This window comes from Nitrosomonas sp. Nm33 (assembly GCF_900107265.1).
GTDB lineage: Bacteria > Pseudomonadota > Gammaproteobacteria > Burkholderiales > Nitrosomonadaceae > Nitrosomonas.
Genome location: NZ_FNPJ01000017.1, coordinates 1 through 16,115 on the forward strand (window position 1 = coordinate 1; position 16,115 = coordinate 16,115).

The following is a 16,115-nucleotide window of genomic DNA, read 5'->3' on the forward strand; positions in this document are numbered from 1 at the left end:
CGATTGGTGCCCTGATTGGAAAGTTACTGGTAACCATCGGCCTGTTTGAAGCCAACATCAATGCTGATGTGTTTCATGGATGGGCGATGCAGGACCTGTTGCCTAAATTGCCACTACATTCCATCGTTGTGATGGACAATGCCACCTTCCATAAGAGACTAGACACACGGGATGCCATACATAACGCCGGGCATACCCTTGAATACCTTCCCGCTTATTCTCCTGATCTCAATCCCATCGAACACAAATGGGCACAGGCCAAGGCGCTCCGTAGACAACAAAACCAAACCGTCGATACGCTCTTCAAATCCTATGCATTCTGAATCATTCTTAACTGGTTAGGCTATAATTTGAAAATTATCCGTGATTCATCTTTCGTTCCTTCTGATTGGATAGTGATCGGGCCTGCTTGGCCAGAAAACCAAACTGAAATTAGGTCAAAATCAAGAAACAAAAACCTACTTAAGTCACCATTCAAAAGGTTTGCAATTATGTGCAAGACTGTCGTTTTTCCAGCCCCATTTTCTGCGTGAACGACGTTTAACCCAGGGTAAAGATGATTTAGAGTGATATCAAATCGGTGGTGTAAATTCTTGATTTCAATTTTTTCAATCTTCATTGCAATGCCTCGTGGATATCTCTGCTATCTGGCAAATTAAAGGGCGAGGACGACAAGCCTCGGTAAAAAGGGTCGAATGTACCATATGTTTATACTAATGAATACGGCTATCGTGCGAGATATCGGAAGCATGGATTGTTGTGGCACATACGTTGCCTGATCGGGATGACTGCTTGCTTTTTCAAAGCGCTAAATATCGCTTCTGGTCGAATTCAATCAATGTCAAATTGAATAGAAACTAATTTTTGAAGCTGTCTGATTAAGTTTGAGCGACTACATTTTAAAGGTCTAGCGGGTTTTCCTTGATCGCTTTGGGATTAAAGTTAAGCAGGGCACATATCTCTATATACATTCCCGCCAGAAAATAAACGCTCTCACGAATCCTAGGCGGTCGTGTTGCTGCCTTCATTAATGCGCATTTGTTTCTTAAACTCATTTTCAGCATTAGTCAGTGCTTCATTAAATCCGTCCGAAAGTAATTGCTCGCACTTCACCGGATCCTTAAGTAATGCAAGATCAATTGATAAACTTCTGGCTACTGCTGGAATATAAAAAAAGTGTCAGTTATTGCATTCTGCAAAATGAACGAATTAACCGACTAATCCTAATTTGCACTAGAAACCGCATTAATAATAATCCAATTCCAGTTAGTTATACTTTTGATTAAAGTCGGGGTATTTTCGAGATCATATAATGCACTAACCAAATGATTCTCGAGCGCATCGATACTGTCAACCACGCGGTTATGAAAGTATTTTTTCGTAGTTCATCCCAAAGATATTCCCGCGGATTCAATTCAGATGAATTCGAGAAGGGAATAATAAACGGATGTTCTCAAGCAAATGGAAATCCTTGTTTTTATGCCAGCTGGCGCCATCAAGGATCATAACGACATTATCACCAGGGTAACGGCTGGCAATCTCATTGATGAAAATTTGTATGCAATTGCTGTTGATAGGGGCAACACCAGGCTATTGAAGACTCCATTGAGGGAGCTCTGATTGAAGGAGCTGACTGCGCCGTAAGTAAGCATAAATATATGCTTACGTCACCATGGCACTCACCATCGGTCGATCTGGATGGCAGGGGCTCCATCAGCATCACCTGAAACTCATGCGATTAATCGACAACATATTGCGTTGATTGCCCAGGCGCTGGCTAAGCTCCCGGAACGTACCAAGCGGGTGTTTGAGCTTTATCAGATAGAAGGATATAGCCATCGGATGATTGCCGATGAATTGGCTATTTCCACTTCATTAGTATATATCCTCATACATGAAGCTATGAATCATTGCAGAAACGCTCTCCGATCATGTACTAAGGAATAGAAATAATTGTTATTGTTTTATTCATTTCGCTTATTAAAATGATCCATCAATTGATGGTTTTTAATAGCTTAAGCCGCAACTATCTGAGCCAGGTGTTAAGGTATCAGCGGTCCTATTTTCAATTGTTGCTAATACAACAGGATTTCATATTTCCTTATCCTCGTTTTTCTCGATATATTTTCCCAGTAATAATCCTTGCAGAACAACAAAAGTCAGCATCAGACCCATAAAGCCGAACATCTTGAAATTAACCCAGGTTTCAGTAGAGTAGTTGTATGCTACGAAGAGATTGATGGCACCCATTGATGCAAAAAATGCTGCCCAGCTGGTATTGAGGTGAACCCATATCTGCTCGGGTAGTTTGATCTGCTCTTTCATCATGGTACGGATCAAATTTTTCTTAAAAATCACTCGCGCCAAGAGCAATGCGCTGGCAAACAGCCAGTAAAGCACTGACGGTTTCCATTTGATGAAAGTCTCGTCTTGCAGGATTAATGTTGCACTGCCAAAAATGACAATGATCACGAGACTTATCCATAATATGTTGTCAACATGATGATGACGGAACCATACCCAGCCGATTTGCACAAAAGTAGCGGCAATAGCTACCGCAGTTGCAGCGTAAATGCCATAAACTTTAAAAGTAATAAAAAAAAGGATTACTGGAAAGAGATCAAAAAGAAACTTCATAAAATGGTGTCAGTAGTGTAGTTGGAGAAGTTATTATCGCAGTAATTATGCTTGAGTTGTTATGTCTCATCGCTATTCTGGTCAAGCTTGAGTAATGCAGGATTAATACAACAGCGCAAATTTGGTTTCGTGCTGTTAAGAGATAAAAGATGTATGCGTTTGTATTATCCTATTTTCCTCAATTGCAGTCTCTTATTCCACTTCTAAATCAAACCTGATAATCCTCTAGCCAGCCTCCTCGCAGCCAGTTGTTAGACTGGTTTTGCTGGAATGTTAATCAAGAGCAATTGAATCAAATTTGTTTTTACCGATGCAAGATAATTTCCAGCACAAATTTACTACCGATATAAGCAAGCAGAAGAATGGTAAAACCGGTTAAAGTCCAACGTATAGCAGTACGTCCACGCCAGCCATAAAAATGCCTGCCTATAAGCAGGGCTGCAAATACCCCCCAAGAGATAAAGCTGAAAAGTGTTTTGTGTGAAAATGTTACGGATTGGCCAAAAACTTCTTGTGAGAATATTATGCCGCTAAGAAGTGTCAAAGTGAGGAGTATGAAACCTGCCCAGATAATGCGAAACAGCATTTTCTCCATAACGAGAAGGGGTGGGAGATTCATCAATACCCGTGACATGGCAGGATGGTGAAGGCGATACTCCAATATCGTCATAAGGATTGCATGGAGTGCCGCGATAGTAAACAGACTATAGGCAAGCAGAGCGACCAGCAAATGTGCTTTAAATGCAGGTAATTCAGTGTTGGCAAGGGGGCGCAGTGAAGGAAGCGTCAAGGGCAATAATACTGCTATTGCTGCCACAATAGCGATCGGTGCAATCAAATTCTGTAATTCACGCAGCCGTGAAAAGAAACCTGAGAACCAGTAAATCAAGGCAGTCAGCCATACAATCGATGAGATTGCATTACCCACACCAAAACTGAGTCCAGTATTTATAAAAATAGTTTGATAAAGTATAAGACCATGAAGTGTAAGCGGGGCAAGCATGATGAAATGCTCTCCCTTGGCAATTGATGAGGTACTTACTTCAGCACTGGGTGAGATGGGTTGATTCTTCCAGCGGGTGGGCCAGAAATACCATCCAACTAATGTATAAAACAAAAAAGCTGAAATATAAACTAGAATGCTGAGCATTTATAAAACAGATCTAGAAAACTGATTTATTCAGTCTACCTTGCACTTGTATAAATTCAAAGCGTTATTATTAGAATTTGAGAAATTATCATTTTATGGTGCTATATGATCAGCATCAATTTTTTGAGGGACAAATATGTTTGATAATCTGACGAATCGACTTTCTGGTGTTATCAAAACTCTGCGTGGAGAAGCGAGATTAACTGAGAGTAACATACAGGAAGCAATGCGTGAAGTGCGCATGGCGTTACTTGAAGCTGATGTTGCTTTACCTGTTATCAAGGATTTTATCGAGCGGGTAAAACAAAAGGCGATCGGTCGGGAGGTAATAGAAAGTCTTTCTCCTGGACAGGCGTTAGTAGGAGTTGTTCATCAAGAGCTCATGACCATCATGGGAGGAGAAAAAGCGGATCTCAACCTCAGCACTGTACCGCCTGCTGTTATTCTCATGGCAGGGTTGCAAGGTGCGGGAAAAACCACATCCAGTGGAAAATTGGCTAAATGGCTGATAGATAATAAAAAGAAAAAAGTGATGCTGGTATCTTGTGATATTTATCGACCTGCTGCTATTGATCAGTTAGAGCTGCTGTCCAGTCAAGTTGGTGCTGATTTTTTTCCGGTAAAAGCAGGTCAACAGCCAGCAGAAATCTGCACTGCTGCGCTGGATTATTCTCGCAAACATCACCATGACGTAATGATCGTCGATACTGCAGGTCGCCTCGGTATTGATCAAGTGATGATGGACGAGATTACTGAACTTGAGGCTCTGCTGAAACCAATTGAGACACTTTTTGTCGTCGACGCAATGCAAGGGCAAGATGCTGTCAATACGGCGAAGGCATTTGCTGATGCGCTTCCTTTGACGGGTGTTATCTTAACCAAGTTAGATGGAGATGCACGGGGAGGAGCGGCCTTATCGGTGCGGCATGTGACGGGTAAACCAATCAAGTTTACCGGGGTGGCTGAGAAATTGACTGGACTGGAGCCTTTTTATCCTGACCGGATGGCTTCTCGTGTCCTGGGCATGGGCGATGTATTGGGGTTGATTGAAGAAGCGCAGCGTAGCGCAGATCAGAAAGAAGCTGAAAAGCTGATGAAAAAAATGAAATCAGGCAAGGGGTTCGATCTTGATGATTTCAAAATGCAATTCCAGCAGATGAAAAAAATGGGCGGAATGAGTGCAATGTTGGAGAAACTGCCGCATCAATTGACGCAAGCAGCCCAGAATATGAAGGTAGACGATAAAATAATTAATCGTACTGAAGGAATTATCAATGCCATGACACGACAAGAGCGTGCCAAACCAGAAATCATTAAGGCGTCACGCAAACGCCGTATTGCAGCCGGTTCGGGTGTCTCTGTGCAGGAGGTAAATCGCTTGCTCGCGCAATTTGAGCAGGCACGCAAGATGATGAAAATGGTCAATAAAGGTGGCATGGCCAAGATGATGCGTGCAGTAAAAGGCATGCTACCGCAGATGCGCTAGTATCAAGAACGATCGAGGAGGAAAATTTTTTAGGTTTGATTATTCTGCTTTAGACGCCTGCTCGAGTCCTTCTACCTGAATTCCAGTTGTTATATCTTTTTCAGCAAACCAGCCAAGATTCATTTCAAGAGCATATTTAGCTGGTTTGGCTGAATAATGGGTATTGATTGAGAGCGGGGCCATATCGGCAATATTGAGGATCACCCCTTTCTCATCAAGAAACGCCACGCTGAGGGGGATAGAGGTATTGAGCATCCACATACCATAAATATTTGTTTTGGGAAAAACGAACAGCATGCCGCTATTTTTCTCCAATTGCGAGCGATACATCAATCCTTTGGAGCGCGCAGTTGGGGTATGCGCTATTTCTGCCGAGAGCGTATGATTTAAAATTTTAAGAGGAATTGCTGGGGGTACAGTTTGAGTAGCTGAGCTTTCCGCTGCTGGTAGCAGCAAAATAATGATCGCGAACAAAAGGTACTTTAACATTTACCTGTACTTCCAAAGCCACCTTCACCGCGGGTGGTCGGTTCAAAATTTTCAACTATATTGAATTGGGCTTGCAGGACAGGAACGATCACTAGTTGAGCAATCCGTTCTAACGGGTTAAGAAAAAAGTCTGTTTGCCCTCGATTCCAGCAAGAAACTAAAATCTGTCCCTGATAATCTGAGTCGATCAATCCAACCAGATTCCCTAGTACGATGCCATGCTTGTGGCCAAGACCAGAGCGGGGTAACACTATTGCCGCTAAACCTGGATCATTCAAATAAATCGCAATACCACTTGGAATTAATTGTGATTCCCCGGGCTGTATTTGAATGGGATGCTCAATACATGCGCGCAGATCTAATCCCGCAGAACCTGGCGTAGCATAAGCGGGTAGCTGATCTCTTAGCCTCAGATCAAGAATTTTGATGTCGATTTTTTTCATACCAGAAGAGTTAGCTATGATGTTGTTTATGTAAGGCAGCGATGTGCTCGATTAAGCGGCGTGCTTGATCAATTTTAGGTGCTTTGGGTAGTATATGTTTACCATTATCATCAAACAGTAGCAAGGTACTGTCATCTGCACCCATCGCCTCCTGGGCCAAATTTGCAACAAGCAAAGGCAGCTTCTTTTTGTGACGCTTGCTTTTTGCATTTTGATCAATATTTTCTGTTTCAGCAGCAAAACCAACGCAGAATGGTGGATTGGGCAAATTAGCGACATATTGCAAGATATCGGGATTAGGAATGAGCTCCAGCATCAGATCATTATCGGATTTTTTTATCTTTTGGGTGTGAGCGATAGCGGGACGATAATCTGCTACTGCGGCGACGCTGATAAAAATATCGTTAAAGATCACCTCATTTTTGACTGCAGTCAGCATATCGTTAGCACTGGTGATGGGGATGAATTTTTTAACGGTAGGGCAAGTCAAGCAGACCGGTCCTGAAATTAGCGTAACTTCTGCACCTGCCCCAAGTGCAGCTTGCGCGAGTGCGTAGCCCATTTTACCCGAACTTAAATTAATAATGCCGCGAACTGCATCAATCGCTTCAAAGGTAGGCCCAGCTGTAATGAGGATACGCTTCTTCTCTAATAATCTGGGTTGAAAGAAATTCTGCACAGCTTCAAAAAGTTCTTGTGGCTCCAGCATACGTCCCATTCCAGTTTCACCACAAGCCTGAATGCCATGAGCAGGGCCGAGCACAGTAATATCATCTTTTTGTAAGGTAGTCAGATTGCGCTGTGTTGCGGGATTTTCCAGCATCTGGCGATTCATGGCAGGTGCAATCATCAGCGGACAATTACGAGCAAGGCATAACGTTGACAGCAGATCATCTGCCAGGCCATGAGCGATTTTGGCAATGAAATCAGCACTTGCGGGCGCGACTAAAATGACATCAGCAGCACGTGATAGATCGATATGGGCCATGCTGTTATTGACACTTTCATCCCAGAGTTGAGTATGTACCGGTTTGCCGGTCAATGCCTGTAATGTGGTTGATCCTAAAAAATGACAAGCTGCCTCAGTCATAACGGTTTGTACTTCAGTACCATCTTGTATGAGTAAGCGTGCAAGTTCAGCAGCCTTATACGCTGCGATACCGCCAGTTATTCCAAGTAACACACGTTTTTTTTTCTGGGAGTTTGTCACAATTATCTATGCGCGCTGATTAATTGAAAATAGGAAAAAAGATTTGGTCCGAGCTAAAACACAAAAATTGATAAGCATAAGTAATTTACTACATTGTTGGAAAAATTAGCCGTTAATTTGGTAACGATGATTTTTTACATGTTTTATTAAACAATGGCAATTACAGATTGGCCTGAGTCCGAGCGCCCGCGTGAGAAGCTCCTGAAAAAAGGAGCAAAAAACCTTTCAGATGCTGAGTTATTAGCTATTTTCTTACGTACTGGTATTGCAGGTAAAAGTGCAGTGGATCTGGCAAGAGAATTATTAAAACATTTTGGAAGTTTGACAGAATTATTCCTTGCTGATCAAGATGCATTATGTCAATTGCCTGGTATGGGAGTGGCCAAATATACTCAATTACAAGCTGTTCTGGAAATGGCTCAGCGTGCACTCAGAGAAGAACTAAACAGTGGCGATATCATGGATTCGCCTCAATCAGTTCGCGATTACTTGCGCCTTAGTCTGGTTGGGAAGGAGCACGAGATATTTATGGGTATTTTCCTGGATGCTAGAAATCGTACTATTGCTACTGAGGAATTATTCACAGGTACGCTGACACAAGCCAGTGTATATCCGCGTGAAGTAGTCAAACGTGCATTATATCATAATGCCGCAGCCATGATTTTTGCTCATAATCATCCCTCTGGTGTCGCGGAACCCAGTAAGGCTGATGAGATACTTACTCAATCGTTGAAACAAGCGCTTGCACTGGTCGATATCAAGGTATTGGACCATTTTATTATCGGTGATAGAGACACACTCTCATTTGCAGAGCATGGTCTGATATGAATTGAAGAATACCTCTGAATCAGGATATAATACTTAGTTTTATAAATCTAGGAGTACGTAACCATGGCGCGAGTATGTGAAGTGACTGGTAAAAAACCTATGACTGGTCATCATGTTTCCCATGCAAATAACAAAACAAAACGTCGTTTCCTACCAAATTTGCAGCATCGCCGATTCTGGGTAGAAAGTGAGAAGCGATGGATCACTTTACGCTTGACTAATGCGGCATTGCGTACTATTGATAAAAATGGAATTGATGCTGTGCTTGCCAAAATGCGTGCGCGTGGTGAGAGCGTTTAGTGTATAAGGTAAAGTATTTACTTTAATTAAGACTTAAGACGGGAATTTAATTATGCGTGAAAAAATCAAACTTGAATCTTCAGCTGGAACTGGTCATTTTTATACCACAACCAAAAATAAGCGCACTAAACCTGAAAAACTAGAGCTTATGAAATATGATCCAGTGGTAAGAAAGCATGTCAAATACAAAGAAACAAAATTAAAATAACAGAAAGTACTCGGTAATAAATAAACTTACTATTTTGGTTTATTTATCAATAAAAACTGACTACTCTTTAGGTGGTATTTTCTCTCACTAACCTATAAGATCGTTGCATGCATCTTTTCTGGTGGTATCGTTTTGTTCGTGTGAATGCCAGTCTGGTATTTTGATTTATGTCACAACTTCACTACTTCTGCTATTGTTTCTTCCTTTCTGTCTAGTAGTGATTTAAGATATTCAAGAAATTCGTAATGTCTGCTCACAAATTTCTTCATGTGAAAAATTACTTAGCCTGAACTAATTCAGTATGAGCTAATACTGAGCTACCAGCAAAGTAGCGTTTAATTCCAGCAGTGATCGCATTGGCCATTTTATCCTGATATGCTTGGCTCCTCAATTTTTCTTCTTCTGTTGGATTACTGATAAATGCAGTTTCCACCAAGATGGATGGAATATCTGGTGATTTGAGAACAGCAAAACCTGCTTGTTCTACATTTCTCTTATTTAGAGGATTAATGCTGCTAATTGCTGATAGTACGTTCCCGGCAAGCTTGATGCTGTCGTTAATAGTCGCATTTAAAGATAAATCTATTAACGTCTTTTTAAGATAGTGATCTTTGTTATCAAGTTTAACTCCTCCGATTAAATCGGACTCATTCTCTTTTTTTGCTAGCCAATTTGCTGTCGTGGAAGTGGCTCCATTTTCAGATAATGCATATACAGAAGAGCCACGTGCCTGAAGTCTCGGGACAGCATCTGCATGAACAGATATAAACAAATCAGCATTTGCCCGGCGTGCTTTTGCACGTCGTTCTTCGAGAGGTAAAAAATAGTCATCATCCCGAATTAATACGGCACGCATATTGGGTTCTTTGTCTATACTGGTTTTGAGCTTTCTTGCAATAGCAAGAGTTACATCTTTTTCTCGAGTACCATTTGGTCCAATTGCGCCAGGATCTTTCCCGCCATGTCCCGCATCAATTGCTACAATGTAAGTTTTTGATAATTTACGAGGATTGCGATCAAAAGCTGTTGGTAATACTCCTGATTGCTTGTGGCTATTATTTTTCGTAGGTACTCTGCTTTCAAATTCTTGTACCAGCGCCATTAATGGATCTTCTTTTTTATTGGATGCAGCCGCAGGATGCCGAGCTGCATTGCCTTCGCCGCCGTGTGTCATTAATGGATCTTCTTTTTTATTGGATGCAGCAGGCTCTTCAGGTGGATAGATATCCAGTACAAGACGGTGACCAAATCCATCCATTGGATCAAGAGTAAATGTCTTAGGCGCAACGCTGGTTTTTAGCCCTAAAACAAGGCGCAGTGTATGTGGTTTTGGGCGTTCTATACGTGCTACCTGAATAAAAGGATCTTTTTTATTAACTTTTCCTGACAGACTTTCCAGCGCAGGGGTTAATGCCACCCCTTCCAGATTCATAATAATTTTTCGAGGATTATCAAGTGTATCAAGGGTATAGTTAATAGGTGAGTTGGATTCAAGTGTCAGTCGGGTATATTCCGGGCCTGCCCAGAGACGCGTAGAGATAATCTTTGTGCTTGCCAGAGCACTATTGCTAAATAAGGAAATGAGGATGGCAATTAATAAGAAAAAAGCTAGAAATAAACCCTGATAATACCCAGTCGCAATGATATTAAAAGTAGCTCCAGATTTTACCAGGATTTTAAGCATTGTTTTCCTTTTTCAGTTCCAGCTTGAATTCTAATTTCCCGGCCTAATTCATTGAATCGAAGAAAAATCTCTATATCCGCAGCTGGCAATAATTTGTCAGCTTTCTCTGGCCATTCGATTAAACAAATTGTTTCTGCATTAAAGAAATCGCGGAAGCCAGCTTCCTCCCATTCAATAGGATCATTGAAGCGATAAAAATCAAAATGATACAAGTATAACCTAGAAAATTTATAGATCTCAACCAGATTATACGTTGGGCTTTTCACTTTCCCCAAATAACCCATTGCGTGCAAAATACCGCGAGTTAATGTAGTTTTCCCAGCACCTAGCTCACCAGAAAGAAAGATAATTAAGCCAGGATGCAAAATGCTGGCAATTTTCTCACCAAGCGCTAGCGTTGCTGTTTCATTGGCAAGCTGTAAAATAAAAGGTTGCTCTGTATCAGAATTGGAAAGAAAAGGATTATGCAAGAAGAGATCTCCACAAATTCATCATTAGATGTTGCTTCGTTAAAAGAATCTATCAAAAATTGGGGTAGACAACTTGGTTTTCAAGATGTTCGTATCGCTGATGCTAATGCTGACATGTCTTTAGTCGAAGCAGAACTATTCGCGTGGCTGGATAAAGGCTTCCATGGCGACATGGATTATATGGCAAAACATGGTACCAAGCGTACCCGCCCTGCAGAGCTGGTACCTGGGGTGTTGCGAGTGATCTCTGTGCGTATGAATTATGCACCGCCAGAAGTGAAGGAAAGTTGGGGCATTATCCATGACGGCAATAAAGCATTTATTTCACGCTATGCTGTCGGACGTGATTACCATAAAGTATTGCGTGCGCGACTGCAGAAACTGGCTGACAATATTTCCAGTAAGATAGGTCAATTTAATTATCGTGTTTTTACTGATAGCGCGCCGGTAATGGAAGTAGAGTGGGCAAAAAAATCAGGACTTGGATGGCGTGGCAAGCATACATTGCTGTTATCCAGAGAAGGGGGATCGTACTTTTTCCTTGGGGAAATGTATACTGATTTACCGCTACCTGTAGACGATCCTGTCGAGAGCTATTGCGGTAGCTGTACTCGCTGCATTGATATCTGTCCTACCCAGGCGATTATTGGTCCTTACCAGTTAGATGCAAGACGATGTATTTCTTATCTCACCATTGAGCTAAAGGGTAGTATTCCCGAAGATTTGCGCCCGCTAATCGGTAATCGGGTATATGGTTGTGATGATTGTCAATTGATCTGCCCCTGGAACAAATTTGCTAGGACCACACAGGAAGCTGATTTCGCTGTGCGCAATGGACTGGATAATGTCTCACTGGTGGAATTATTTCAATGGAGCAGGGAAGAGTTTGAATCAAAACTTGCGGGTAGTCCCATTCGTCGCATCGGTTATGAGCAATGGTTGCGCAATCTTGCGGTTGGTTTGGGTAATGCTCCCTCATCTCCAGCGGTCATTGAAGCGTTGCAAGCACGCAGTAATGATCCTTCCCCTTTAGTACGTGAACATGTCCAATGGGCGCTGCGGCAGCATGATAAATAGTTGACTACTGCAGTTCTTTGATTTTTACTATAAAATTCTCAAAGATACGATCATTTCCGGAATCCACCACGTGGGTGATTCCGGAAAATTATGTAAAAATTATGTTGTATCCTAGCGCATGCGCCAAGCGGTGTAAGTCGTTTCTCTGTTGAAATCATCCCAGATATAGGCAGGATTTACTATGGGTGTGGTTGGAATCAGAAAGGTAGCGATATCGAGTGCTCCGGTTAAGGAGCGTCCTACCGCATGGACAAGACCGGTAAAGAAACCAGCAGTCATGCCATAGGTAGCGCCATGACTACGGCCTTTGACCATCATGGTTTTAGGAATTTCTACAAAACCAGTCACTGCATTGGCGACACCATTAGCAAGTTTTTCTCCAACTTTAATGGGGTAATCAGTTGCCATTGCCGCGGTTGGGAAAAAGAATGCTAATGCGAACAATACCGACAGTGATGCGATAGATTTTTTCATTGAGTTCTCCTAAATCAAAATAATACAGTAAATACACCCGCTTAATGCAGCTGCAATGCTAAAGTGACACTATCAAACATGACGATATCACAATTTATCGCATTCCTTAAATGAGTTGTTATTACTAGAATGGTAGATTTCAATTATTTACCAATTGATAATCGGTGTGTTGTGAGCGTTTCGAGCGATTCAGTCAATCAATAATAATCTGCTTTAGATTTACTTAGAACACCCTTTGTTTATTATCGTATGTGCCTGCACATTAGCTATTTTCCCCACGTATCGCGTAAAGTAACAGCGCGATTAAATACTGGTTTTCCTGGTTTTGCATCGATGCGATCCGCCACGAAATAGCCATGACGTTCAAACTGGAAGCATTGTTCAGCTTGTGCGTCAAGCAGCGAAGGTTCGATCAAGGCGGTTGTGATTTGTTTTGAATGAGGATTCAAGTGGGATTTAAAGTCTTTATCGCCACTATCAGGATAGGGATGATTGAACAGACGATCGTATACTCTGATTTCCGCTGGTTGTGCATGCCTGGCAGATAGCCAATGAATATTTCCCTTGACCTTGCGGATATCGGCGCCTGCCGTACCACTTTTGGTAGCTGGATCATAAACACAGTGTATTTCTTCTATTTCGCCCCGGTCATTTTTTACCACAGAGACACATTTTATCAGGTAGGCATAGCGTAAACGAACTTCTGCTCCAGGCGAGAGCCGGAAATAGCCTTTGCTGGGAACTTCCATAAAATCATCCTGCTCAATATAAACAGTTTGGGTAAGAGGCAATATTCGTTTACCCCATTCTGGTTTTTGCGGATGATTCGGTGCATAACATTCTTCTTCCTGATCCTCCGGAAAATTATCAATTATAAGTTTCAATGGTTTTAATATTCCAATTCGCCGTAAAGCATGCTCATTGAGATCTTCTCTCAGACAATCTTCTAGAACTGTCAGATCTATCCAAGAATCAGCTTTGCTGATACCGATGCGTTCAGTAAACAGGCGAATTGATGCAGGGGTATATCCACGGCGACGCAGGCCTGCTAAGGTATTAATACGTGGATCATCCCATCCCTCCACAAAATGACCTTCTACTAACTCAATTAGCTTGCGCTTACTCATCACGCAATAAGTGAGATTTAATCGAGCAAACTCGATTTGCTGAGGGTGGCAAGGGATTTGGTCAACTAATTGGTCTAGTACCCAATCATACAGTGGTCGATGGTCTTCGAATTCCAGTGTGCAAAGAGAATGGGTAATATGTTCAAGTGCATCAGATATGCAGTGCGTAAAATCATACATGGGGTAAATGCACCACTTGTCACCGGTTCGCTGATGATGAATATGGCGAATACGATAAATGACTGGATCGCGCATATTAATGTTGGGAGAAGTCATGTCAATTTTGGCGCGTAATACATGTGCGCCATCTGGGAATTCACCAGCACGCATGCGACGGAACAAATCCAGGCTTTCTGCTGCGGAGCGATCGCGATATGGGCTATTTTTTCCTGGCTGAATCAAGGTGCCGCGTAATTGCCGGATTTCCTCTGCGGACAGGCTATCTACATACGCCTTATCTTTTTTTATCAGATATTCAGCAAATTCGTATAGTTTCTCAAAGTAATCAGATGCATAGTAAATATGCTTTCCCCAATCAAAACCCAACCATTTGACTGAATCACAGATGGCATCCACGTATTCTTGTGCTTCTTTTTCCGGATTAGTATCGTCAAAGCGCAGATGACAGATACCACCATAATCCCGAGCAAGGCCAAAATTGAGGCAGATGCTCTTGGCGTGACCGATATGGAGATAACCATTTGGTTCTGGTGGAAAACGTGTTTCTACTCGCCCGCCCCATTTACTGGTACGGTTATCCTCATCAATAATGGTACGAATGAAATTTGAAGAAATAGGTAATGTGCTCACAAATTTGTCTTTCTAATTGGGTTGGGAATGCGATCATTAAAAGAACTATAATACAAAGTCGCAATATTATAGAGTGTGTTTGACCAGCCAAAACCAGAATAAATTAGTGAAATAAATGCAGCGCAAATAACCTAAACGGCCCGGAATCTAAATTTTATTAAGCAAATTAAATTGTTATGACTCAAGAAACTCAATCTGCCATTCCTCAAGACGAGAACCATATTATTGCTGAACGGCGCGCTAAACTAACCGAGTTGCGTAAAAGCTGTAATGCTTTTCCTAATGATTTTCATCGCGATAACTTAGCCTCAGAATTGCACCACCACTATAACGCGCATAGCAAAGAGGCGCTGGAGGCAGATCCGATTGTGGTTAAGGTGGCGGGACGTATGATGTTCAAGCGCGTCATGGGCAAGGCAAGTTTTGCTACTATTCAAGATATGAGTGGACGAATCCAGCTTTATGTCTCCAATGATCATACAGGCCAAACTGTGCATGAAGCGTTCAAGCATTACGATCTGGGTGATATTTTGGGGGCTGAAGGTGTTTTGTTCAAAACCAAAACGGGCGAATTATCTGTACGCGTCACTTATTTGCAGTTGCTGACTAAATCGTTACGTCCGCTGCCGGAGAAATTTCATGGTCTGGCTGATCAAGAGCAGAAATACCGCCAACGTTATCTCGATTTAATTACCAATGAAGAGACACGTCAGGTTTTCTCGATACGCTCCAAAGTCATCCAGGCTATTCGAGAGTTTCTGGTGGCGAGGCATTATCTCGAAGTAGAAACACCCATGATGCATACCATTCCAGGGGGTGCGGCTGCGCGACCTTTCATAACTCACCATAACGCACTGGATATGGCGCTCTATTTGCGAATTGCACCTGAATTATACCTGAAGCGCCTGGTAATCGGTGGTATAGAGAAAGTTTTTGAGATTAATAGGAATTTCAGGAATGAGGGAATTTCTACCCGACACAACCCTGAGTTCACCATGTTGGAGTTTTATGAAGCTTACCGGGATTATGTCTACCTGATGGATTTAACCGAGTCCATGTTGCGGGAAGTTGCAATGAAGGTGCTGGGAACAACTCGAGTCATCTACCAGGAGCGTGAGATCGATTTATCTCAACCATTTGCCAGAATAACCATCACTCAGGCGATACAAAAGCATTACCCGGAATATACGATTGCTCAGCTTAATGATCGCAATTTTCTGATTGGTCGAATGGAGGAATTGAATATTGCGTATAATCCTAAAGATGGGATAGGTGGATTGCAGCTTTCCCTCTTTGATGAAACCACAGAACATCTATTATTCGAACCGACTTTTATCATTGATTATCCCGCAGAGGTATCACCCCTGGCGCGCCGAAATGATCATAACCCAGAAATTACGGATCGTTTCGAGCTTTATATTGCCGGACGTGAAATTGCAAATGGTTTTTCAGAATTGAATGACCCGGAAGATCAAGCAGCGCGTTTTCTAGAGCAGGCCAAAGCTAAAGAAGCGGGCGATGTAGAGGCCATGCATTATGATGCTGATTACATTCGTGCGCTGGAATATGGTTTACCCCCAACTGCAGGAGAGGGGATTGGTATTGATAGATTGATCATGTTGCTGACCAATAGCCCCAGTATTCGTGATGTTATCTTGTTTCCCCAATTGCGACGGGAAGACTGAGAGGTTGTGAAAACGTAGTTTCGCCAAAAAATCGTAG

Annotated in this window: 18 protein-coding genes; 8 read left to right on the top strand and 10 right to left on the bottom strand. The window is 42.2% G+C overall.

The window, feature by feature from the left end:
* The coding region (locus BLV54_RS05450) for a transposase (protein WP_090572414.1) at positions 1-323 on the top strand (323 nt) is incomplete at its 5' end.
* A gap of 20 nt (positions 324-343) precedes the next feature.
* Here the strand turns inward: BLV54_RS05450 and BLV54_RS05455 are convergent.
* Complete coding sequence (locus tag BLV54_RS05455; RefSeq protein WP_090568898.1) at positions 344-619, bottom strand: AAA family ATPase; 276 nt, start codon at positions 617-619, stop codon at positions 344-346.
* Between the two features lie 1,079 nt (positions 620-1,698).
* Here BLV54_RS05455 and BLV54_RS05460 point away from each other — a divergent pair.
* The gene (locus BLV54_RS05460; protein WP_090568901.1) at positions 1,699-1,947 is read left to right on the top strand and encodes a sigma-70 family RNA polymerase sigma factor; all 249 of its coding nucleotides are present in this window, start codon (positions 1,699-1,701) and stop codon (positions 1,945-1,947) included.
* A 144-nt stretch (positions 1,948-2,091) separates the two neighbouring features.
* On the opposite strand, the gene BLV54_RS05465 is transcribed toward BLV54_RS05460, so the two are convergent.
* Both BLV54_RS05465 and BLV54_RS05470 read right to left on the bottom strand, forming a co-directional pair.
* Positions 2,092-2,637, bottom strand: a complete 546-nt coding sequence (locus BLV54_RS05465; RefSeq protein WP_090568904.1) for a septation protein A — start codon at positions 2,635-2,637, stop codon at positions 2,092-2,094.
* A 304-nt stretch (positions 2,638-2,941) separates the two neighbouring features.
* Positions 2,942-3,787: a cytochrome C assembly family protein gene (locus BLV54_RS05470; RefSeq protein ID WP_090568907.1), complete on the bottom strand. Its 846-nt coding sequence runs from the start codon at positions 3,785-3,787 to the stop codon at positions 2,942-2,944.
* 136 nt (positions 3,788-3,923) lie between these two features.
* Between BLV54_RS05470 and ffh the strand changes: the two genes are divergently transcribed.
* Positions 3,924-5,273: a signal recognition particle protein gene (gene ffh, locus BLV54_RS05475; RefSeq protein ID WP_090568910.1), complete on the top strand. Its 1,350-nt coding sequence runs from the start codon at positions 3,924-3,926 to the stop codon at positions 5,271-5,273.
* Between the two features lie 39 nt (positions 5,274-5,312).
* On the opposite strand, the gene BLV54_RS05480 is transcribed toward ffh, so the two are convergent.
* From BLV54_RS05480 to coaBC, 3 genes are read right to left on the bottom strand one after another with little or no spacing between them, the layout of a single operon-like run.
* Positions 5,313-5,762, bottom strand: a complete 450-nt coding sequence (locus BLV54_RS05480) for a DUF192 domain-containing protein (protein WP_090568913.1) — start codon at positions 5,760-5,762, stop codon at positions 5,313-5,315.
* On the bottom strand, positions 5,756-6,205 hold the full coding sequence (dut, locus tag BLV54_RS05485; protein ID WP_090568915.1) for a dUTP diphosphatase: 450 nt from the start codon (positions 6,203-6,205) through the stop codon (positions 5,756-5,758). Before dut ends, BLV54_RS05480 begins: the two co-directional genes overlap by 7 nt.
* 10 nt (positions 6,206-6,215) lie before the next feature.
* Positions 6,216-7,421 carry a bifunctional phosphopantothenoylcysteine decarboxylase/phosphopantothenate--cysteine ligase CoaBC gene (coaBC, locus tag BLV54_RS05490; RefSeq protein ID WP_090568918.1) on the bottom strand — a complete coding sequence of 402 codons (1,206 nt, stop codon included), beginning with the start codon at positions 7,419-7,421 and terminating at the stop codon, positions 6,216-6,218.
* Positions 7,422-7,568: 147 nt separating this feature from the next.
* Between coaBC and radC the strand changes: the two genes are divergently transcribed.
* The 3 genes from radC to rpmG all read left to right on the top strand — a co-directional run bounded on the left by radC (position 7,569) and on the right by rpmG (position 8,751).
* Positions 7,569-8,243: a RadC family protein gene (gene radC / locus BLV54_RS05495; protein WP_090568920.1), complete on the top strand. Its 675-nt coding sequence runs from the start codon at positions 7,569-7,571 to the stop codon at positions 8,241-8,243.
* 63 nt (positions 8,244-8,306) lie between these two features.
* On the top strand, positions 8,307-8,543 hold the full coding sequence (gene rpmB / locus BLV54_RS05500; protein ID WP_090568923.1) for a 50S ribosomal protein L28: 237 nt from the start codon (positions 8,307-8,309) through the stop codon (positions 8,541-8,543).
* Positions 8,544-8,595: 52 nt separating this feature from the next.
* Positions 8,596-8,751 carry a 50S ribosomal protein L33 gene (gene rpmG, locus BLV54_RS05505; RefSeq protein WP_090568927.1) on the top strand — a complete coding sequence of 52 codons (156 nt, stop codon included), beginning with the start codon at positions 8,596-8,598 and terminating at the stop codon, positions 8,749-8,751.
* Positions 8,752-9,028: 277 nt separating this feature from the next.
* Here rpmG and BLV54_RS05510 read toward each other — a convergent pair whose 3' ends face one another.
* A complete protein-coding gene (locus tag BLV54_RS05510) occupies positions 9,029-10,435 on the bottom strand; it encodes an N-acetylmuramoyl-L-alanine amidase (RefSeq protein ID WP_090568930.1) in 1,407 nt (468 codons plus the stop codon).
* Complete coding sequence (gene tsaE / locus BLV54_RS05515) at positions 10,417-10,905, bottom strand: tRNA (adenosine(37)-N6)-threonylcarbamoyltransferase complex ATPase subunit type 1 TsaE (RefSeq protein WP_256329166.1); 489 nt, start codon at positions 10,903-10,905, stop codon at positions 10,417-10,419. Before tsaE ends, BLV54_RS05510 begins: the two co-directional genes overlap by 19 nt.
* Here tsaE and queG point away from each other — a divergent pair.
* Positions 10,900-11,982, top strand: coding sequence for a tRNA epoxyqueuosine(34) reductase QueG (gene queG, locus BLV54_RS05520; protein ID WP_090568933.1), 1,083 nt, complete (start codon positions 10,900-10,902; stop codon positions 11,980-11,982). The genes tsaE and queG overlap by 6 nt on opposite strands.
* Positions 11,983-12,093: 111 nt before the next feature.
* Here queG and BLV54_RS05525 read toward each other — a convergent pair whose 3' ends face one another.
* On the bottom strand, positions 12,094-12,456 hold the full coding sequence (locus BLV54_RS05525) for an exosortase system-associated protein, TIGR04073 family (protein ID WP_090568935.1): 363 nt from the start codon (positions 12,454-12,456) through the stop codon (positions 12,094-12,096).
* A 266-nt stretch (positions 12,457-12,722) separates the two neighbouring features.
* Positions 12,723-14,393: a glutamine--tRNA ligase/YqeY domain fusion protein gene (locus BLV54_RS05530; RefSeq protein ID WP_090568938.1), complete on the bottom strand. Its 1,671-nt coding sequence runs from the start codon at positions 14,391-14,393 to the stop codon at positions 12,723-12,725.
* Between the two features lie 176 nt (positions 14,394-14,569).
* Between BLV54_RS05530 and lysS the strand changes: the two genes are divergently transcribed.
* Positions 14,570-16,078 (top strand): lysine--tRNA ligase, encoded by a 1,509-nt coding sequence (gene lysS, locus BLV54_RS05535; protein WP_090568942.1) that lies wholly within the window; start codon positions 14,570-14,572, stop codon positions 16,076-16,078.
* Positions 16,079-16,115 lie beyond the last annotated feature (37 nt).

Bases quoted from the DNA above. Each gene is read 5' to 3' on its own strand.
- BLV54_RS05455 (WP_090568898.1), bottom strand. From the start codon at position 619: ATGAAGATTGAAAAAATTGAAATCAAGAATTTACACCACCGATTTGAT.
- BLV54_RS05460 (WP_090568901.1), top strand. From the start codon at position 1,699: ATGGCAGGGGCTCCATCAGCATCACCTGAAACTCATGCGATTAATCGA.
- BLV54_RS05465 (WP_090568904.1), bottom strand. From the start codon at position 2,637: ATGAAGTTTCTTTTTGATCTCTTTCCAGTAATCCTTTTTTTTATTACT.
- BLV54_RS05470 (WP_090568907.1), bottom strand. From the start codon at position 3,787: ATGCTCAGCATTCTAGTTTATATTTCAGCTTTTTTGTTTTATACATTA.
- ffh (WP_090568910.1), top strand. From the start codon at position 3,924: ATGTTTGATAATCTGACGAATCGACTTTCTGGTGTTATCAAAACTCTG.
- BLV54_RS05480 (WP_090568913.1), bottom strand. From the start codon at position 5,762: ATGTTAAAGTACCTTTTGTTCGCGATCATTATTTTGCTGCTACCAGCA.
- dut (WP_090568915.1), bottom strand. From the start codon at position 6,205: ATGAAAAAAATCGACATCAAAATTCTTGATCTGAGGCTAAGAGATCAG.
- radC (WP_090568920.1), top strand. From the start codon at position 7,569: ATGGCAATTACAGATTGGCCTGAGTCCGAGCGCCCGCGTGAGAAGCTC.
- rpmB (WP_090568923.1), top strand. From the start codon at position 8,307: ATGGCGCGAGTATGTGAAGTGACTGGTAAAAAACCTATGACTGGTCAT.
- rpmG (WP_090568927.1), top strand. From the start codon at position 8,596: ATGCGTGAAAAAATCAAACTTGAATCTTCAGCTGGAACTGGTCATTTT.
- BLV54_RS05510 (WP_090568930.1), bottom strand. From the start codon at position 10,435: ATGCTTAAAATCCTGGTAAAATCTGGAGCTACTTTTAATATCATTGCG.
- queG (WP_090568933.1), top strand. From the start codon at position 10,900: ATGCAAGAAGAGATCTCCACAAATTCATCATTAGATGTTGCTTCGTTA.
- BLV54_RS05525 (WP_090568935.1), bottom strand. From the start codon at position 12,456: ATGAAAAAATCTATCGCATCACTGTCGGTATTGTTCGCATTAGCATTC.
- lysS (WP_090568942.1), top strand. From the start codon at position 14,570: ATGACTCAAGAAACTCAATCTGCCATTCCTCAAGACGAGAACCATATT.